Origin of the sequence: Corallococcus sp. BB11-1 (assembly GCF_026626625.1) — a bacterium.
Taxonomy (GTDB): Bacteria; Myxococcota; Myxococcia; order Myxococcales; family Myxococcaceae; genus Corallococcus; species Corallococcus soli.
This window is the reverse complement of record NZ_JAPNJY010000001.1, coordinates 583,095-601,855: the sequence shown is the minus strand read 5'-3', so window position 1 is coordinate 601,855 and position 18,761 is coordinate 583,095. Positions and strand designations below refer to the sequence as shown.

The window sequence follows — 18,761 nt, the reverse complement described above, 5'->3', positions numbered from 1 at the left end:
GTCGGGTCCGCGCCCTCCCACCACGCTGCGGACGGCAAGGGAACCCGGTAGGGTCGCGGTCCCTTGAACACGCGCCTCGCCTCCCTGTCGGCCGTGGCCCTCGTCGGGCTCACCGTCGCGTTCGCCCTGCACTTCGCCTCCGCCCCCGCGGCCCTGCCGGCCTCGGCGCCCGTGGAGGTGTTCTCCGCCGGGCGGGCCCGCGCGCACCTGGAGCACATCGCGGCGGTCCCACACCCCGTCGGCTCGCAGGCGCACCGCGAGGTGCGCGAGTACCTGCTGCGCACCGTGCGCGAAGCGGGCGTGACGCCGGAGGTCCAGGTGACCTCCGCCATCAACCCCTTCCTCGGGCTGGGCCGCTACATCCCGGGCGCCACGGTCCACAACGTCCTCGCCCACCTGAAGGGCGTGGATGGGAGCAAGGCCATCGCCATCGTGGCCCACTACGACTCCGTGCCCACCTCGCCCGGGGCCTCGGATGACGGGGCCGGCGTGGCGGCGATGCTCGAAACGCTGCGCGCGCTCCGCACCGGCCCCCCGCTCCGCAACGACATCCTCTTCGTCTTCACGGACGCGGAGGAGACGGGGCTCATCGGCGCCAGGGCCTTCGCGCTCCAGCACCCGCTGGCGAAGCAGGTCGCCGTCGTCCTCAACTTCGAGGCCCGCGGCTCGCACGGCCCCTCGCTGATGTTCCAGCCGAGCCCCGACAGCCGCTGGCTCATTGAACACCTGGCGCGCTCCGGGGCCCCCGCGCAGGCAAGCTCGCTCTTCGACGAAACCTACCGGCGGCTGCCCAATGACACGGACTTCACCATCTTCCTCAGGGCGGGCAAGCCGGGCCTCAACTTCGGCTTCATCGACGGGTTCATGCGCTACCACTCGCGCCTGGACGACCTCGCCCACCTGGACCTCGACAGCCTCCAGCATCACGGCGAGGTGATGCTCGCGCTCGCGCGCCACCTGGGCCAGGACCCGCTGGAGCCCACCTCCACGGGGAACGCCATCTACTTCAACGTCGGGCCCCTCCTCGTCCACCACCCGGCGTCCTGGGCGGTGCCGCTCGCGCTGCTGGCGCTCCTGGCCTGCGGGGCCGCCGTCGCCGTGGGCCTGCGGCGGGGCGCGCTGCGGGCATCCGGCCTCCTGATGGGCCTGGGCGCGCTGCTCGCGACGACAGTGGGGAGCGCGGCGGTGGCGCACGCGGCGTGGTGGCTCGTGCGGCACGTCGACGGAGGCTTGAAGGCCCTGCCCCAGCGCGACGCCTACCAAGGCCCGCTCTTCATCGTGGGGTTGCTGGCGCTGACGCTCGCGGCGGTGGCCGGCTTCCAGGCCCTCTTCCTGCGCAAGGTGCGGCGGGCGGAGCTCGCGGCGGGCGCGCTCATCGCGTGGACGCTGCTGGGGCTCGCCAGCGCGTTCGTGGCCAGCGGGGTCAGCTACCTGTTCATCTGGCCGGTCGTCTTCGGGGCGCCGGCCCTGGGATGGCGGTGGCGCGAACCGGGGGAGACCCCGTCCCCGCGCACCCGCCTGGTGCTGGCCGCGAGCGCCCTCCCCGGCCTGCTGTTGTGGGTGCCGCAGGTGCCCAACCTCTACGTCGCCCTGACGCTCGCGCTGGTGGCGGTGGTGACGGTGGTGCTCGCGCCCTGGATGACATTGCTGCTGGCCCAGACGGTCGCGGAGCCCGTGCGGCTGGGCCGGACGGTGGCGCCGCTGGCCTTCGCGCTGGCCGGGGTGCTGCTGGGCGTGGGCGTGGTCCAGGAGCGCTTCGACGCGGAGCACCCGCGCCCCAGCAGCCTCGCCTACGTCACCGACGTCACGAGCGGCGAGGCGTACTGGTTCTCCCTCGACTTCCAACCGGATGCGTGGGTCTCCGGGTTCCTCGGCGACGAAGCCGCGACACGCCGGCTGGTCACCTACCTGCCCCTGCTCCCGATGGACGTCCGCGTGGCCCCCGCCCCCCCGCGGCTCCTCCCGGCGCCGGACGTGCGGGTGGAGCACGACGAGACCCGGGACGGCCTGCGCCGGCTCGCGCTCCGGGTGACGTCGCGCCGGCAGGCGCCCCACCTCCAGCTCCAGCTTGGCCCGGGCACGCCCCTGCGAGCCCTGTCCATGGCCGGCCACCGGCTGGAGCCGGACGCCATCGCCCGCCTGCTCGAGCGTAAGTCGGGCCCTGTCCTGCAGTACTGGGCCCCACCGCCCGAAGGCGTCCTCCTGGAGGTCTCCGTCCCCGAGGGCACCCGCGTGCGGCTGCGCGTGACGGACTTCCGCTTCGACCTCTCCGAAGCCCCCGGCGCGCCCGGCGACCAACGCCCGGCCGACACCATCCCCGTGCCGTTCCACGTGGGCATCTCGGATGAAACCCTGGTGAGCAGCACGGGCGAGTACTGAGGCGGTATTCCCAGACACCCCGGGCGCACGTTGCTACTCCCGCCCGACAGCATGCACGCGGAGGACACGGTGCGCGCCGCGCAGGAGAGCGCGCCACCGGAGCCCCTGACGACAGGAGCGGCTACCGGACCTCGGCCTGCGCCGAGGCCACCGGGACCGGCACGGGCCTTCCAGCCCAGGCGCGCTCCAGGTGCGGGCCCAACTGGCCCACGGCCATCAGCCCCGCCATGCGGAGGTCGGAGATGAACGACCAGAGCGGGTACTTGAAGCTCGCCGGACGGTTGTTCTCGATCTTGAAGTGGCTGAACCACGCGAAGCCATAGGCGGCCACCAGCGCGGCGGGGATCAGCGCCCCCCGCCCGGTGACCGCGGCCGTCACGCCCAGGCACACGCCCAGACTGGTCCCGGAGAAGTGCAACCAGCGTGTCGACGGCAGCGAGTGCTCGCGCAGGTAGAACGGCCAGAACTCGGCATAGGTCTGGATGCGGTCGGACATGAGGTGAAGTTGTGTCCCGCTCCCCGCCTCCCGTCAACCCACACCCGCATTCTGGGCGCCCGCGACGACACCGGTCCGCCCCCACGTCCTGGCAACCCGAGGAGAACCGTTGGCAGGAAGGCAGCCGGGCAGGCCTCGACGCAGCCCGCCGTGTTCGGCTCCCTTCGGAACAATCCGGTGCCGACAGCCCCGGGTGTCCGGGAGGCGCGGGGTGCGCGTGTCGTGAAAGACTCGTGTCCGCGCATGAACGACTGGACGCCCAAGTTGAACCCGTCGGTGGACCTGCGACGCCTTCCCCTGAACGCGGAGGAAGGCTTCGTGTTGTCGCGCCTGGACGGGCACACGCGGGCGCGGGACCTTCCCGCGCTCACGGGACTGCCGCAGGAACGGCTGCACGACATCCTCACGCGGCTCGTCGCGCAGGGCGCCCTGCTGCCGGGCGCGGAGGCCGCGGCGCCCGTGAACACCGTGCGCCAGGACCCGACGCAACCGCAGGCCCGCGCCGCATCCACCGCGACGCATGCGGACGCCCGAGGAGCCCTGCCCCCGGAAGGGCATGACGGGCCTTCGCTCGACACCCGCGACGCGGATCCGCTGCCGGACACGGAAGCGGCCGAAGCGGATGACGAAGCCGCCGCCGCCGAGGAGGAGGTCCCCGAGGCCGTGCTGGGCAACTTCCGCAAGCTCTTCGAGACGCGCCTGCACGCGCTGCCCGAGGACCAGCGGGTCGCGATGGCGCACGGGGCGGAGGACCCGGAGCTGTCCGCGCTGTGCTTCGACCCGGTGCCCGCCGTCATCAAGGCCGCGCTGGAGAACCCACGCGTGGGCCTGGCGCACGCAAGGCTCATCGCCCGGCACCACCGCAACCCCGTGGGGCTGGAGGCGCTGGTGGCGCGCGCGGCCTTCGCGGCGGACACCGGCGTGCGGCGCTTCCTCGTGCGCAACCCGCAGCTCCCGGCGGCCCTCTTCCGCCGCATGTGGGCGCTGCGCCGGCTGATGGAGCACCACAAGCTCACCGTGGACCGCGACGTGCCGGAGTCCACGCGCCGCACCGCGCGCGAGCTGCTGCGCCAGCGCTTCGCCACCGGCCCCGCGGAGGAGAAGGTGGAGCTCATCCTCAACACGGAGGGCCGCGCGCTGGGGGCGCTCGTGGGCATGCCGGTGGATGGCAAGACGGCGTCGCTCCTCTGCGGCCGGACGTACCGCTCACCGCTGCTCGTGCAGAACCTGGCGCGCTGGAGCGCCGCGCCGCCCGTGCTCATCGCGCACCTGCTCAAGCAGGAGCTGGTGCGCCGTCAGCCGCAGCTCCGCGCGATGCTCGCGCGCCATCCCAACGCCCCGGCGGACGTGAAGCGCGCCTGAGCATGGTCAGCCCCGAGGCCCAGGTCGTCCGCTCGCTGAAGCACCACCTGCTGAAGCACGGGCTGCGCGACTCGCGCGTGCTCCACCTGCTGGTGGACGCGGATCCGTCCTACGTCCACAGCCCGTTCGCCCATGAGCTGGAGCCGATGACGCGGCTCACGCTGGAGGGGGCTCGCCCGGACATCCTCTGCAGCGTCGCGCAGCCGGAGGGCATCCTCGTCGCGGGCATCGAGGTGAAGGCGTCGGACAGGGATTGGGTCAAGGGCATGGGACAGGCCCACCGCTACCGCTCGGGCGTCCATCACGCGTATCTCGCGCTGCCCGCTCCCGCTTCCGACATCCACCGCTCCGCGTTGACCATGGCGCGGGACAACGGCGTCGGCATCCTCGCGATGGAGGCGAAGCGCTGGGTGGAGGTCGCGCCTCCCGCGGACCCGACACCGCTGCCCCGCGTCGTCAGCCAGGCCTCCGCGCTGCTCGAAGGCGCTCCGGTCGCGCGCAGGCTCCAGCTCAACCATCCGCTCAACTACCTGGCGGCCGCCTTCCTCGCGGAGCACAAGCCGTCCTCGCAGTCCCTGCTGGAAGCGCTCGCGGGCCACTGGTCGGACCTGTCGAGCGAAGGCGCGCGGCGCCACGCGGCGACCGGCGCCAGCACGCTCGGGTTGCTGGACCTGGACTGGGAGCCGACCCTCGAAGGCAGGGCCGTGGCGGAGCTGCTGGCCGCGCTCCAGTTCGACCCCGCCACCGGGTATGAGAAGCGGAAGCAACTGGCGCAAGCGCACGCGCCGCTCGCGGCCGTGGCGCGCTTCGTCCTCGTGCGCCAGCCCGCGGTGCGCCTCATCCACCGCACCCTCGCGGATCATGGCGGCAGCCTCACGCTCCCGGAGCTGGCGGTGGCCGCGGGCCAGGAAGACCTCGCGCTGGCCACGGCCCTCTTCCTCGCGGACCCCTCCGGAGACCTCAAGCCGGGGCTGAAGGGAGCGGACTTCAATCCCTCCACGGTCTTCAAGCTGAAGCAGAACCTCTGGCACGCGGGGCTGCTCGCCACCAAGGCGCATGGCTCGTCCGGCAAGCAGGCCAACGTCTATCGGCCGGATGAGGACGTCTGGAGCCTGCCGCCGCTCAAGGCTTCCGGACGGTGATGAGCGGCTGGTAGAAGCCGGTCTCCTCCGGCGAGTACCAGCGCGGATCCACCAGCCCCGCCTGCGTGAGCGCGCGCTCCAACTCCAGACGCTCCAGCAGCCGGTAGACGCCGGTGTGCTCGGTGGTGTGCCAGACGCCGGACTCCTGGCGCAGGATGAACTGGCGCACCGTGTACTGCCGGTCGTCCACCGCCCAATCCCAGACCTGGAAGAGGACGCGGCGCCCCAGGGGCGTGTCCAGCACCCGCTCCGCCGTGAAGCGCGGCCGCTTCTCCAGCAGCGCGGCGTTGTCGCGCAGGCTCGCCACCAGCAGCCCACCGGGCACCAGCCGCGACGCCATCGCGTTCGCCGCGTCGTGCAGGTCCGAGTCCTCCAGCAGGTGCGCGAGCGCGTTGTCGCACGCCATCACCACGTCGAACGTCCCCGGCACCTGCCAGTCCAGCATGCGCAGGTCCGCCACGCCCGTGGTGATGCTCACGTGCATGGCCCGCGCTTCCCGCTCCGCGCGCGCCACGGCCGAAGGGCTCAGGTCCGTGGCATGCACCCCGAAGCCCCGCGCCGCGAGCCCCAGCGCCTGCGTGCCGATGCCGCACGCGCAGTCCAGCACCCGGCGCGGAGGCGGCGCGCCCGAACGGCGCAAGAGCGCGTCCAGCACCGCGCCCTGCCGCTCCACCGCCTGCTCCCAGTCCGCGAAGAGCAGGTGGTACTCCTCGGCCAGCCCTTCGTAGAAGTCCAGGACGCTGTCAGGCATGACGGCCTCCTCCTTAACACCCTCCCACGCCCCGTCACGTCCACCGATGCGCCCCCGCAAGCGTTCCAAGAGCAAGCAAGCGCGCGGGCTTCCAGGGCTTTCCCAGCGCCTGGCTGTTACCGGGAAGACGGGACCCGGAGGGATGGAGCGGCGCGAGGAGGTCCCCGGGGCAGGATGCGCCGTCGTCCCTCGCGCGGAAGCACGAGCCGCCAAGGAGCCCCGATGCTGACGTTGACGCCCTCGCAGGTCCGACTGGGACGGTCCGCCGCGAACAAGGCGGAGGCCATCCGCCTGGTCGGACAGGTGATGGTGGAGTCCGGCTTCATTGCGCCCGGCTACATCGACAGCATGCTCCAGCGTGAGCAGGTGTCCGCGACGTACCTGGGCCATGGCATCGCCATCCCCCACGGCCTGCCCGAAGCGCGCGACCTCGTGCGCGAAACGGGGGTCGTCGTGGTGCAGTTCCCCGCTGGCGTCGCGTGGAGTCCGGAGGGCTCCGCGCGCATCGTCGTGGGCATCGCGGCGAAGTCCGACGAACACCTCCAGGTGCTCGCCAACCTCACCGGCGTGCTGGGCGACGACTCCCAGTCCCAGTTGCTGGCCCACACGCAGGACGCGGCCGTCATCGTCCACGCGCTCAACGGCGCCGCGGCCGCACCGGAGCCCCAGGCTCCCGTCACCTCCTTCGACGGGCCCCACGTCCAGGTCACCTCCCCCTCCCCGCATGGCCTGCACGCGCGCCCGGCCACCGCGCTGGTGGCAGTGGTCCGGCGCTTCCACGCCGACGTCACCGTGCACCACGCCGGGCGGCAGGCCAATGCCCGGAGCCTCCTGTCGCTCCTCCAGTTGGGCGCGCGGGGCGGCACGGCGCTGACGCTCACCGCGACGGGGGATGACGCGGGCGCGGCGCTGCTCGCGCTCCAGGATGCGTTCGAGGCGGGGCTGGATGAGGGCGCGCCCACCGCGCCCACCCCGAGCGCGACGCCGACCGTCACCGCGACGCTCGACTACGAGGGGACGCTGGTGGCGGGCCTGTCCGCGTCGCCGGGCATCGCGGCAGGGCCGGTGTGGGCCTTTCAGCGGGAGCGCTTGGAGGTGGAGGAGCGCGCCCCGGACAGCGCGCAGGAGCACCGCCGGTTGGAGGAGGCGCTCGCGGGCGCCGCCGCGGAGCTGCGCCAGTTGCACGAGGGCTTCCTCAAGAAGGCCGGGGCGCAGCGGGCCGCCATCTTCAAGGCGCACCTGGAGCTGCTGGACGACCCGGGGATGCTGTCGGAGACGCACGGCCACATCGACACCGGGATGAGCGCGGGCGCGGCCTGGCGCCGCGTGTTCGAGGACCGCGCGGACTCCCTGGCGAAGCTGGACGAGCCGACGCTGGCCGCGCGCGCCGCCGACCTGCGGGACGTGGGCCGGCGCGTGCTGAGGCCCCTGGCGAAGGTGGTGGAGGGCGAGGCCACCTTCCCGGACCACCCCGTGGTGCTGCTCGCGGAGGACCTGGCCCCGTCGGACACCGCGAAGCTGGACCCCGCCATGGTGCTGGGCCTGTGCACGGCGGGCGGCGGCACCACGTCGCACACGGCCATCATCGCGCGCTCGCTCGACCTGCCGGCGGTGGTGGCGGTGGGGCCGTCGGTGCTGGACCTGCGCAACGGCCAGCCCTGCATCCTGGATGGCGACGCGGGCGTGCTCGTCGTGGGCCCTTCGGAGCGCGACCGCGCGAAGGCCGCGAACCAGCGCGAGCGCACGCGGGCCCGGCGCGAGGAGGAGAAGCTGGAGCGCTACCGGCCCGCCATCACGCTCGACGGCAAGCGCGTGGAGGTGGCCGCGAACATCAGCGAGGCCTCGGAAGCCCAGAAGGCCGTGGACGCGGGCGGCGAGGGCGTGGGCCTGATGCGCACGGAGTTCCTCTTCCTCAAGCGCGACGACCCGCCCGACGAAGAGGAGCAGCTCCACGCGTACCGCGCCATGGTGCGCGCGCTCAACGGCCTGCCGCTCATCCTGCGCACGCTGGACATCGGCGGCGACAAGCGCGTGCCCTACCTGTCGCTGCCGGCGGAGGAGAACCCGTTCCTGGGCGTGCGCGGCATCCGGCTGTGCTTCGAGCGCGAGGACCTGTTCCGCACGCAGCTGCGCGCCATCCTGCGAGCGTCGAAGGAGGGCCCGGTCCGCATCATGTACCCCATGGTCGCGATGCCCGAGGAGCTGACGAAGGCCCGCGCCATCACCGAGTCCGTGCGACGGGAGGTCGGCGCGGATCCGGTGGAGGTGGGCATCATGATTGAAGTGCCCTCCGCGGTGATGATGGCGGACCGGCTGGCGAAGGACGTGTCATTCTTCTCCATCGGCACCAACGACCTGACGCAGTACGTGCTGGCGATGGACCGCGAGCACCCGGTGCTCGCGCCGCAGGCGGACGGCCTGCACCCGGCGGTGCTGCGCATGGTGGACCTCACGGTGCGCGCGGCCCGGAAGGCGGGCATCTGGGTGGGCGCCTGCGGTGGCATCGCGGGAGACCCGTCCGGCGCGGTGGTGTTGTCCGGCCTGGGCGTCAGCGAGCTGAGCGTCGCCATCCCCAGCATTCCGTCGGTGAAGGCGCTGCTGCGCGGCATCTCCATGACGGACGCGGAGGCCGTGGCGCGACGGGCCCTGGAGTCCGGCAACGCGGCGGAGGTGCGGGCGTTGGCGCGCGACCTGCTGGCCAGGAAGGGAGCCACGGCATGAGGCCGACGAAGCCGGGGGTGGTGACCGTCACGTTGAACGCGGCCATCGACCAGACGCTGGAGTGCCCGGGCTTCACCGCGGGCGCGGTCAACCGCGTGGTGGCGGAGACGCGCACGCCGGGGGGCAAGGGCATCAACGTGGCCGCGTTCTTCGCGGGAGGCTCCCGGCCGGTGACGGCCGCGGGCTTCCTGGGCGCGGACAACGCGGCGCTGTTCGAGGCGCTGCTCCGCGACCGGGGCATCCAGGACCGCTGCCTGCGCCTGCCCGGCTCCAGCCGCGTGAACATCAAGATCGTGGACCGCGCGAGCGGAGCGGTGACGGACCTGAACCTGCCCGGGCTCCGCGTTCCGGACGAGGCCCTGGAGGCGCTGGGGGCCACGCTGGACGCGCTGGCGGAGGACCACGGCTGCTTCGTCCTGTCGGGCAGCGTGCCGGCCGGGGTGCCCGCGAACATCTACGCCACGCTGACGGAGCGCCTGCGCGCGAAGGGCGCGCTGGTGGCGGTGGACACCAGCGGCGAACCGCTGCGCCACGCGGTGGCCGCGCGCCCGGACTTCGTGAAGCCGAACGCGCACGAGCTGGGGGAACTGTTCGACCGTCCGTTGAAGACCCCGGGCGACGTGGGCCGGGCCGCGCGAGAGCTGCACGCGAGCGGCATCGGGCTGGTGGTGGTATCGCTGGGGGCGGAGGGCGCGCTGTTCGTGTCACATGACGGTGCGTGGCGCGCGCTGCCGCCGCCGGTGGAGGTGGCGAGCACGGTGGGCGCGGGCGACGCGCTGGTGGCCGGCGTGCTGGCGGCGCGGCTGGATGGGAACGACCTGGAGACGTGCGCTCGCAGGGGAACGGCCTTCGCGGCGGGGAAGCTCGCGCGGGTGGGGCCGGTGCCGCCGACACCGGAGCGGGTGGCGGCGCTGATGGGCGCGGTGCGGATGCACCCCCTGGGCAACGCCTGAGACGACGGAACGACAAGGACACGACGACGATGGCGAAACTGGTGGCGGTCACCGCGTGTCCCACGGGCATCGCGCACACCTTCATGGCGGCGGAGGCGCTGCGCCGCGTGGCGGACCTCAAGGGACACGACCTGGCGGTGGAGACGCGCGGCGCGGAGGGTGTGCGGACCCCGCTCGACGACGCGGCGGTGGAGCAGGCGGACGCGGTCATCCTCGCCACGGACATCACCGTGGACGAGTCGCGCTTCGTGGGCAAGCCGCTGGTCCGCACCTCCACGGCGGTGGCCATCCGGGACACCGAGCGCATCATCGACGAGGCCGTGGCCCGCGCCACGCTGCACCGCACGGCGGCCGCCTCCGGAGAAGCCGGGCCCCCCGGAGCCACGCCCCCGGACGCGGCCCGCGCTGGCACCGACGCCACGGCGCTCCACGGCGACGCACCGCTGCCCCTCGCCGGAGCCCCGCGCCAGAACGAACAACCCCCGGGTGCCTCGACACGCGCCTCCCAGCCCCACACGCCGCAACAAGCGCCAGGACTCCCTCCCGGCCCCGCACGCACCCCGCCGCCCACCGGCGCCACCCGGCGGCCCGATACGCCGACGGGTGTCTCCTTCCCGCGGCCCCACGGGCTGCTGACGTCCACGCCCCTGTCTCCGTCGGACGTGACGCTGCCTCTCGATGGAACATCCCGCCGGGCCGAACCCTCGGGCGCGCCGCTCCGCACGCCTCCCTCTTCCACGCCCGCCGGCACGCTGGTCGCGGTGACGGCCTGTCCCACGGGCATCGCGCACACCTTCATGGCGGCGGAGGCCCTCACGCGCGCGGCGCGGGCGAAGGGCTATGCCATCCGCGTGGAGACGCAGGGCTCCGTGGGCGCGAAGAACACGCTGACAGCGGAGGAGATTGCCCAGGCGGACGCGGTCATCATCGGCGCGGACACGCACGTCTCCACGGAGCGCTTCGTCGGCAAGCGCCTGCTCCAGACGTCCGTGGGTGAAGCGCTGAAGCAGGCGGACCGCGTGGTGGAGCAGGCGCTCGCCCTGCCCGAGCCCATGAGCGCGACGCGGCCCGTGGCGGCGCCAGCGCTCGGCGCACCCGCGAAGGCCGAACCCACGGGCGCGTACAAGCACCTGCTCACGGGCGTGTCGTTCATGTTGCCCTTCGTCGTCGCGGGCGGACTGCTGCTGGCGCTGTCGTTCGTCTTCGGCATCGACGCGTACAAGCAGCCCGGCACCCTGCCCGCCGCGCTGAAAGGGATTGGCGACGCGGCGTTCGCGCTGATGGTGCCCGCGCTCGCGGGCTACCTCGCCTACTCCATCGCGGACCGGCCGGGGCTCGCGCCGGGCTTCATCGGCGGCATGCTGGCGAACCAGCTCAACGCGGGGTTCCTCGGAGGCATCGCGGCGGGGTTCCTCGCGGGCTACGTGGCGCGCACGCTGAAAGACCGCATCCGGCTGCCGGCGAACCTGGAGGGGCTCAAGCCGGTGCTGGTCATCCCGCTGCTCTCCGCGCTCATCGTGGGCCTGCTGATGACCTATGTCATTGGAGCCCCCGTGGCCGCGCTGATGGGCGCCCTCACGCGCTTCCTCACGGGCCTGTCCGGAACGAACGCGGTGCTGCTGGGGCTGCTGCTGGGGGCGATGGTGGCCTTCGACACCGGAGGCCCCATCAACAAGGCGGCCTATGCCTTCGCGGTGGGCCTGCTGGGCTCCAGCACCTTCACGCCGATGGCGGCGGTGATGGTCGCGGGCATGACGCCGCCCCTGGGACTGGCCCTGGCCACGGTGGTCGCGAAGAACCGCTTCACGCTCCAGGAGTGCGAAGCGGGCAAGGCGGCGGCGGTGCTGGGGCTCGCGTTCATCACCGAGGGCGCCATCCCCTACGCGGCCCGAGACCCGCTGCGCGTCATCCCCGCCATCGTCTTCGGCTCCGCCATCGCGGGCGCGGTGTCCATGGGCTTCGGCTGCGCGCTCAGGGCCCCCCACGGCGGCGTCTTCGTGCTCGCCATCCCCAACGCCGTGCAACCGCTGGGGCCCTACGTGCTGGCGCTCATCGCGGGAACGCTGGCCACCACGCTCGCGCTCATCGTGCTCAAGCGGCCCCTGGACGACGCACCGGCGCCGTGAACATCAAGGCCTGGAGGCGCGCTTCAACCCTTGCGTGGCAGATGCACCCGGAACGTCGTGCCCGCCTCCGCCGTGGAGGTCACGTCCACGCGGCCTCCGTGCGCCAGGGCAATCTGGTTCACGATGAACAACCCCAGCCCCACGCTGCGGCGCTCGCCGCCTTCCGTGGTGCCCCGGGTCATCGGCTCGAAGAGCACGGGCATCAGCTCCAGGGGGATGGGCGTGCCCACGTTGGTCACGCTCAGCACCACCGCGTCCGCCTCGCCGCGCGCCTCCACCAGGATGCGGGTGGAGGAGGCGCTGTACTGCACGGCGTTGGTGATGAGGTTGGTCAGCGCCTGCGCGACGCGATCCGGATCCCACCGGCCCCGAGCATCCCCATGGCACACCACCTCCAGCGTGCGGCCCAGGGAGGTGAGCTGCACCTCGTCCACCACCTGCTGGGTGATTTCATGCAGGTCCACGGCCCTGGGCTTCACCCGCAACGCCAGCCCCGTGCGCACGTGGGTGAAGTCCAGCAGGTCCAGGATGAGCCGGTTCGCCCGGTCCGACGAGTCCAGGATGCGCCGCAGCCCCCGGCGGGCCCGGTCGTCCAGGTCCGAGCGCCGCATCAGCGTCGCCGCCGCCAGCGAGATGGCGTTGAGCGGGTTGCGCAGGTCATGGCTGACGATGCCCATCAACTGCTCGCGCAGCAGCGACGCCTCGCGCGCGCTCAGCAACTGCGTGTCACGGTCGTTCAGCACCTCTTCCTGCTCAAGCTGGTGGCCTACCAGGTCCCCCAGGTGGCGGAAGATCTCCAGCTTGTCCTCCGTGAGGTCCGCGGGCTTCGCGTCCAGCGCGCACATCACGCCGAAGAACTCCCCGCTGCGCCGGTACAGCGGCACCGCGACGTAGCTCTCGATGCCGTACATCTTCGGCGCGGGGTGGTCCTTGAAGCGCGGGTCCTTGCTGGCGTGGTTGACGAGCAACGGCGTCGCCATGCCGCGCACCGTGTTGCAGAACGTCGTGGACACCACCAGCGTGTCCCCGGCGCGCAGGCCGAAGCCCATCTGGTCCAGCACCGCGCAGCACGTCCACGACTCCGGCGTCACCCGGGCCACCACCGCCAGCCGCAGGCCCGTCATCTGCGTGAGCACCCGGAGCACCGTCTTCACGGCCTCGATGCGGCCCACCGCCTCGACGTCCGCCAGGGGACCCTTGGGGGGAAGGATGTTGGGATTGGGAAGGCCACTCATGGTTTTTCTCGTGAAGGAGAACGGCACGCGCCACCAGCGCCATGCCCGTCACGAGTCAGCGGAAGCAGGGGGCCATGAGCGCCAGCCCGCCTTGATTAACCGCCGGTCCAGCGGCCTTCCAACTCCTCGATGGCTGCTCGGATGCCCTGCGGCACGGCGACCTTCTCGCCCGTGGCGTAGCGCAACGTCACCACGATGGACCCTCCGCGCGTGTAGACGACCCCGTCGTCCGCGCCCGCCACCGCGTGCTCGAAGGTGATGGAGGAATTGCCCACGCGGGTGACGCGCGCCCCCGCCACCAGGTTCACCGGGAACACCACCGGCCGCACGTAGTCCGCGTGCGTGTTCGCGAGGATGGGGCCAATCCCCCCCACCGTCGTCTCCTTCCCCGCCGCGGACGGCCCCACCAGCCCCACCCGGGCCATGTACGCGATGCGCGCGGACTCGAACCAGGTGAACGTGCGGGCGTTGTTGACGTGCCCGTAGGCGTCCATCTCGCTCCAGTGCACGGGGAAGGGCACGACGACGGGGAAGTCCTTCAGGGGCGCATCCGACATGCCCTCATGCTCGCAAGGAGCGGCCCGCCGGGGAACGGAAACCATGCCTGGCTGCCCTCCAGCCATCCCTGGCGGACATGCTAAGCCAGGGGTGCATGGCTTTCTGGTCCGCCCTGACGCCGCCCCTTCCCCTGCCGTCCTCCTCCGTCCTCCCGGAGGCTCGCGATGGCGGGTGAGCCCACGCGCCCCCAAGGGGCCCGACGCGACGACACGCCCGCGCCCTGGGAGGACCCGGGGCCCCTGCCGTCTCCGCCGCACCTCGTGCGCGAGCGGGGCAGCGCCACCGCCACCAAGCCCCAGAAGCACGCGGACATGGTGCGCTGGCTGCATCCCACCCAGGTGCTGCGCACGGGCCTGGACGCGGTGGTGGCCACGGTGTTCGGCGCCCGCGCGGACCACCGGCTCATTGAAGCGGTGGTGCGGCCGCAGGCGCCCTTCTTCGACTATTCGGAGGAGGCCGGCCCGGACGGCGACCTGTGGCTGGACTACGTCTCCGACATCGGTGACGGCTGGGACTCCACCTACGCGGTGGCGCGCCTGCTGGCGCTGCCGGAGTTGAAGCTGCCGGAAGAGGACGGCAAGACCGTGCACACCACGCCGCGCGGCCGCGTGCTGGTGTTCGGCGGCGACGAGGTCTACCCGGGCGCCAGCCGCGAAACCTACGAGGAGCGCACGGTGCAGCCCTACGAGGCCGCCATGCGCCGCTCCCAGGCGCCCCACCCGGACCTGTTCGTCATCCCGGGCAACCACGACTGGTACGACGGGCTGTCCGCCTTCATGCGGCTGTTCTGCGCGCAGCGCTGGGTGGCGGGGCGGCGCACGCGGCAGAGCCGCAGCTACTTCGCGCTGAAGCTGCCGCACGACTGGTGGCTCATCGGCACGGACGTGCAGCTCAACAGCGACATCGACGTGCCCCAGGTGGAGTACTTCCGCAACGTGGCGGAGCAGATGGGGCCCAACGACCGCGTCATCCTCTGCAACGCGGAGCCGGCGTGGATATTGGCGGCGGCGTCGCGGCGCAACAAGGGCAGCTACCTGGAGAACAACCTGGAGTACCTGGAGGAGAAGGTGCTCGGGCGGCGCATCTGCGTGTTCTTGGCGGGCGACCTGCACCACTACCGCCGGCACGAGGACGCCACCGGCCAGCACCGCATCACCGCGGGCGGCGGCGGCGCGTTCATGCACCCCACGCACGCGCCCGCGGCGCCCGTGCTGCGCGACGGCTCCACGCTGCGCAAGAGCTTCCCGGACGAGGCCACCTCCCGGAAGCTCGCGCGCAAGAACCTGTTGCTCATCCGCTACAGCCCGCTCTTCGGCCTCATCACCGGCCTGTGGTACCTGCTGCTCGCGCTGGCGGCCTACGCGGAGGTGGGGAGCCTGGGCCTGTCGCACCTGCCGGAGGTGCTCACGGCGGTGGGCAACAGCATGGTCAACCGGCCCTGGACGCTCATCCTGGGGCTCGTGACGGTGGGCGGGCTCACCGGGCTCGCGGACGCGGCGCTCGGCCGGTGGCGCACGCTGCTGGGCAGCCTGCACGGCCTGGCGCACATCGCGGCGGCGTTCTTCGTCGCGTGGGGAGGCACCTACCTCACGGTGAGCAAGCTGGGCATCTGTCCCACGCTGATGCCAGACGGAGCGCACTGCGTGGACGGGTGGATGCACCTGGCCGGCAAGTTCCTCTTCTCCTGCGGCTTCACCTTCGTGGGTGGCTTCCTCGTGGGGCCGTTCATCACCGGCATCTACCTCTGGCTGTGCGTGAACTTCTTCGGCGCGCACTCCAACGAAGCCTTCGGTTCGCTCGCGCTGCCGGACTGGAAGAACTTCCTGCGCATGCGCATTGGCAAGGACGGGGCGCTGACCATCTACCCGGTGGGCCTGGAGCGCGTGCCCCGCAAGTGGAAGCCCACGGGCGCCGGGCCCCAGGCGCCCGCCTTCGACCCGGACGACCCGAAGGCCACCGAGCCGTTCCTCATCGAGCCGCCCATCCGCATCTGAGCCGCCCGCGTCCGCCAACGGAACAACGGCCACGCGCCTGCTGTCCTGGGGAGCGCGCTCCACGCGACGCAGGCACTGGCCGGGGTGGAACGTTCGCTGTTAGAGCTGCGGGCCATGCGTCCCCTCCGCGGCCTCTCCCTGTTCAGCGCGGCCCTCCTGTCGGCTTGCGCGCGCTCCTCGACCCCGCCCACCGTCTCCCCGCCCGCGCCGGGCACCGTGACGCTCGCCGCGCCCGCGGGCGATGCGTGGTACCGGGGCGCGGTGTTCTACGAAGTCTTCGTCCGCAGCTTCCAGGACTCCAACGGCGACGGCGTGGGGGACCTGCCGGGGCTCATCTCGCGGCTGGACTACCTGAACGACGGCGACCCGGCGACGACGGACGACCTGGGCGTGGACGCGCTGTGGTTGATGCCGGTGTTCGCGTCGCCCAGCTACCACGGCTACGACGTCGTCGACTACGAGCGCATCCAGCCGGCATACGGCACGCTGGAGGACATGCAGAAGCTGTGTGACGAAGCGCACCGCCGGGGCATGCGCGTCATCCTCGACCTCGTCATCAACCACAGCAGCTCCGCGCACCCGTGGTTCGTGGAGTCGGCGTCGTCACCGCAGTCCGCGAAGCGCGACTGGTACCAGTGGCGGGCCAACAACCCGGCGTGGAAGCAGCCGTGGGATCCGGCCTTCTCGCAGACGGACACCTGGCACGAGCGCAACGGCGCCTGGTACTACGGCGTGTTCTGGAGCGGGATGCCGGACCTCAACCTCCAGACCGTGGCGGTGCGCGAGGAGGTCAAGCGCCTGGCCACGCTGTGGCTGTCGCGCGGCGTGGACGGCTTCCGGCTGGACGCGGCCCGCTACCTCATCGAGACGGGCGGCGGCGTGGGCCAGTCGGACACGGCGGAGACGCATGCGTTCTGGAAGGAGTTCGCCGCGCACGTGCGCTCGGTGAAGCCGGACGCGGTGCTGGTGGGGGAGAACTGGAGCGAGACGCCGTCGGTGGCGAAGTACTACGGCTCCACCGCGCAGGTGCCGGGCGGGGACGAGCTGCCGCTCAACTTCAACTTCCCCCTGTCGGAGCGGGTGCTCGCGGGCATCAACGCGGGCAACGCCGGGGGCGTGGCGTCGAAGTTCCTGGAGATGCGCAACAACTACCCGGCCGGGGTGGTGGACGCGCCCTTCCTCACCAACCACGACATGGTGCGGGTGGCGACGCAGTTCTCCGGCGACACGTCGAAGCTGGGGCTGGCGGCGGCGGTGCTGCTGACGCTGCCGGGCGCGCCGTTCCTGTACTACGGCGAGGAGGTCGGGCTGGGCAACGGCGCGACCAACAACGACGAGGCCAAGCGCACGCCGATGCCGTGGACGGCCGGGACGGGCGGAGGCTTCACCACGGGCTCGCCGTGGTACGGCTTCGCCAGCGGCAGGGACGCGGCCAACGTGGAGACGCAGAAGGCGGCGCCGGGTTCGCTGCTGTCGCGCTACAAGGCGCTGCTGCGCGCGCGGCAGGGCGCGGAGGCGCTGCGCACGGGCGACCTGCGCCTCTTCACGCCGACGACGGGGCCGTCCGCCACGCTCGCGTTCGTGCGCACGGTGGACGACGAGCAGGTGCTGGTGGTGCACAACTTCTCCACCGCGCAGGTCACGGCGGGGCCGTTCGACGTGGAGGGCACGACGGTGGAGCCGCTCTTCGCCGACACCGGCGTGTCGACCCTGACGGGGGGCTCGGGGGCCTGGAAGGCGACCGTGCCCGCCCGAGGCACCGGCATCTGGCGGGTGCAGTAGGCGACCGTCAGACGACGGGCTGTCGCCAGGAGCGGGAGACATAACCGTCTCCCGCTTCGGTGAAGCGCCGCGCCAGCTCCGCGGCGCCGCCCCGGCCCTGCTGGAGCAACCACTTCAGCTCCGACGGCAGCAGCGCCTTCACCGTCACCAGCCGCACGTCGCCCCCGGGCACCGTGAAGCGCGCGGGCAGTGACTCCGTCGCCAAGCCGAGCAGCACCGCCACGCGCCCCTCCGGGGTGAGCAGGGTTTCAGGCAGGCGCGAGCCGTCCACCTCCATGGACAGGGTTCCGCGCTCCAGCGCGCCGCGCAGCTTCTCGTGGCCCGCAAGCTCGTTGCCCACGCGTTCGAGCAGCTGCACCAGCCAGCTCTTCTCCAGGTCCGGCAGCGGCTCTGGCGTCTCCATGGCGAGCTCGAACCCGAAGCCCGCCGTGGGCCGGTCCACAATGTCCGCGAAGGGGGCGGACAGCCCGTCCGTCACCACGAGCGTGTTCCCCGAGGGACGGCGGATGACCCGCCACGCCTGGCTTCCCGCGGGCCAGTCACCGCCCAGGACCATGGAGATGACGAAGTCCTCCTCCAGCGTGCCCAGTCCCTTCCAGACGGCTTCACGGGCAGCGCGCGCCTGGTCGCGGAGTTCACCGCGCTTCTTCATCTCGGCACGCCGCACAGGATTGGCCGTGCTGGGACCGGTCACCTCCTTGAACTTCGCGCCCGTGATGCCCGCGCGTTCCATCGCCTCCTTGATGTCCTCGGAGACGATGAGGGCGACCTCCCATTCCGAGGGGCGAAACACCTTCGCATCGCCCACCTTCGATGGGTCGATGCGCATCCCGAGGAGCGAACTCAACGTGCCGACCTTCTCGGGAAATCCGTCCTCCGCGGTGTAGTAACTCACCTCTTCCGAGGCCTCGACATCCACGCATGGCAGGAGGCGGGTGGCATTGAGGATGAAGTACGGACCGGAGTGAGAGTCGACCTCTACAGGAATCAACTCCACGTCGTTCGGGGTCAGTTCCTTGAAGAGGGCCGCAAGCCTGGAGTGGACGACGGGAGTGCCGAACGCCGCATGGGAGAAGTCGCGTGCCTCGCCCTCGACATCCACAGGAAGCCGGACCTGCTCCTTGAAGTGTGCCGGAGCCCCCACCCTGAACTGCCAGGGATCATCGAGTTCTCTCCGCATGGAGTCGAGGGGATGTCCCAGACACCAATAGCCTTCATCAACGTCTTCGGAAAGCTTGAAGTATTTCATTGCCATAGCGGGA

The 18,761-nt window shown here is 72.0% G+C and carries 13 protein-coding genes; 8 read left to right on the top strand and 5 right to left on the bottom strand.

The genetic code is table 11. From position 1 onward, the window contains the following. The first annotated feature begins 63 nt into the window (after positions 1-63). Complete coding sequence (locus OV207_RS02585) at positions 64-2,379, top strand: M20/M25/M40 family metallo-hydrolase (protein ID WP_267552286.1); 2,316 nt, start codon at positions 64-66, stop codon at positions 2,377-2,379. A 121-nt stretch (positions 2,380-2,500) separates the two neighbouring features. Here the strand turns inward: OV207_RS02585 and OV207_RS02580 are convergent, their stop codons facing one another. Further along, a complete protein-coding gene (locus OV207_RS02580) occupies positions 2,501-2,875 on the bottom strand; it encodes a DUF962 domain-containing protein (RefSeq protein WP_193346205.1) in 375 nt (124 codons plus the stop codon). A 243-nt stretch (positions 2,876-3,118) separates the two neighbouring features. On the opposite strand from OV207_RS02580, the gene OV207_RS02575 reads away from it, so the two are divergent. Together OV207_RS02575 and OV207_RS02570 are read left to right on the top strand one after the other, a co-directional pair. Beyond that, on the top strand, positions 3,119-4,237 hold the full coding sequence (locus OV207_RS02575; protein WP_267552283.1) for a hypothetical protein: 1,119 nt from the start codon (positions 3,119-3,121) through the stop codon (positions 4,235-4,237). 2 nt (positions 4,238-4,239) lie between these two features. After that, complete coding sequence (locus OV207_RS02570) at positions 4,240-5,379, top strand: hypothetical protein (protein WP_267552281.1); 1,140 nt, start codon at positions 4,240-4,242, stop codon at positions 5,377-5,379. On the opposite strand, the gene OV207_RS02565 is transcribed toward OV207_RS02570, so the two are convergent. Beyond that, the gene (locus OV207_RS02565) at positions 5,360-6,130 is read right to left on the bottom strand and encodes a class I SAM-dependent methyltransferase (RefSeq protein WP_267552279.1); all 771 of its coding nucleotides are present in this window, start codon (positions 6,128-6,130) and stop codon (positions 5,360-5,362) included. The two genes, OV207_RS02570 and OV207_RS02565, sit on opposite strands and share 20 nt — an antisense overlap. A 222-nt stretch (positions 6,131-6,352) precedes the next feature. Here OV207_RS02565 and ptsP point away from each other — a divergent pair, with 222 nt between their 5' ends. From ptsP to OV207_RS02550, 3 genes are read left to right on the top strand one after another with little or no spacing between them, the layout of a single operon-like run. Next, a complete protein-coding gene (gene ptsP / locus OV207_RS02560; RefSeq protein ID WP_267552277.1) occupies positions 6,353-8,851 on the top strand; it encodes a phosphoenolpyruvate--protein phosphotransferase in 2,499 nt (832 codons plus the stop codon). Continuing rightward, the gene (gene pfkB, locus OV207_RS02555) at positions 8,848-9,804 is read left to right on the top strand and encodes a 1-phosphofructokinase (RefSeq protein ID WP_267552275.1); all 957 of its coding nucleotides are present in this window, start codon (positions 8,848-8,850) and stop codon (positions 9,802-9,804) included. The genes ptsP and pfkB overlap by 4 nt, the downstream gene beginning before the upstream one ends. Positions 9,805-9,833: 29 nt before the next feature. Continuing rightward, positions 9,834-11,930, top strand: a complete 2,097-nt coding sequence (locus OV207_RS02550; RefSeq protein WP_267552273.1) for a PTS fructose-like transporter subunit IIB — start codon at positions 9,834-9,836, stop codon at positions 11,928-11,930. A 23-nt stretch (positions 11,931-11,953) separates the two neighbouring features. Here OV207_RS02550 and OV207_RS02545 read toward each other — a convergent pair whose 3' ends face one another. Further along, positions 11,954-13,165, bottom strand: a complete 1,212-nt coding sequence (locus tag OV207_RS02545) for a GAF domain-containing sensor histidine kinase (protein ID WP_267552271.1) — start codon at positions 13,163-13,165, stop codon at positions 11,954-11,956. Between the two features lie 95 nt (positions 13,166-13,260). Beyond that, the gene (locus tag OV207_RS02540) at positions 13,261-13,722 is read right to left on the bottom strand and encodes an acyl-CoA thioesterase (protein ID WP_267552268.1); all 462 of its coding nucleotides are present in this window, start codon (positions 13,720-13,722) and stop codon (positions 13,261-13,263) included. 165 nt (positions 13,723-13,887) lie between these two features. On the opposite strand from OV207_RS02540, the gene OV207_RS02535 reads away from it, so the two are divergent. Then, the gene (locus OV207_RS02535; protein ID WP_420715156.1) at positions 13,888-15,717 is read left to right on the top strand and encodes a metallophosphoesterase; all 1,830 of its coding nucleotides are present in this window, start codon (positions 13,888-13,890) and stop codon (positions 15,715-15,717) included. Between the two features lie 114 nt (positions 15,718-15,831). Next, a complete protein-coding gene (locus tag OV207_RS02530) occupies positions 15,832-17,499 on the top strand; it encodes an alpha-amylase family glycosyl hydrolase (RefSeq protein WP_267552267.1) in 1,668 nt (555 codons plus the stop codon). Positions 17,500-17,506: 7 nt separating this feature from the next. Here OV207_RS02530 and OV207_RS02525 read toward each other — a convergent pair whose 3' ends face one another. Next, positions 17,507-18,748, bottom strand: coding sequence for an imm11 family protein (locus tag OV207_RS02525; protein WP_324291497.1), 1,242 nt, complete (start codon positions 18,746-18,748; stop codon positions 17,507-17,509). Positions 18,749-18,761 lie beyond the last annotated feature (13 nt).

Bases quoted from the DNA above. Each gene is read 5' to 3' on its own strand.
- OV207_RS02580 (WP_193346205.1), bottom strand. From the start codon at position 2,875: ATGTCCGACCGCATCCAGACCTATGCCGAGTTCTGGCCGTTCTACCTG.
- OV207_RS02575 (WP_267552283.1), top strand. From the start codon at position 3,119: ATGAACGACTGGACGCCCAAGTTGAACCCGTCGGTGGACCTGCGACGC.
- OV207_RS02570 (WP_267552281.1), top strand. From the start codon at position 4,240: ATGGTCAGCCCCGAGGCCCAGGTCGTCCGCTCGCTGAAGCACCACCTG.
- OV207_RS02565 (WP_267552279.1), bottom strand. From the start codon at position 6,130: ATGCCTGACAGCGTCCTGGACTTCTACGAAGGGCTGGCCGAGGAGTAC.
- ptsP (WP_267552277.1), top strand. From the start codon at position 6,353: ATGCTGACGTTGACGCCCTCGCAGGTCCGACTGGGACGGTCCGCCGCG.
- pfkB (WP_267552275.1), top strand. From the start codon at position 8,848: ATGAGGCCGACGAAGCCGGGGGTGGTGACCGTCACGTTGAACGCGGCC.
- OV207_RS02550 (WP_267552273.1), top strand. From the start codon at position 9,834: ATGGCGAAACTGGTGGCGGTCACCGCGTGTCCCACGGGCATCGCGCAC.
- OV207_RS02545 (WP_267552271.1), bottom strand. From the start codon at position 13,165: ATGAGTGGCCTTCCCAATCCCAACATCCTTCCCCCCAAGGGTCCCCTG.
- OV207_RS02540 (WP_267552268.1), bottom strand. From the start codon at position 13,722: ATGTCGGATGCGCCCCTGAAGGACTTCCCCGTCGTCGTGCCCTTCCCC.
- OV207_RS02535 (WP_420715156.1), top strand. From the start codon at position 13,888: ATGGCGGGTGAGCCCACGCGCCCCCAAGGGGCCCGACGCGACGACACG.
- OV207_RS02530 (WP_267552267.1), top strand. From the start codon at position 15,832: ATGCGTCCCCTCCGCGGCCTCTCCCTGTTCAGCGCGGCCCTCCTGTCG.
- OV207_RS02525 (WP_324291497.1), bottom strand. From the start codon at position 18,748: ATGAAATACTTCAAGCTTTCCGAAGACGTTGATGAAGGCTATTGGTGT.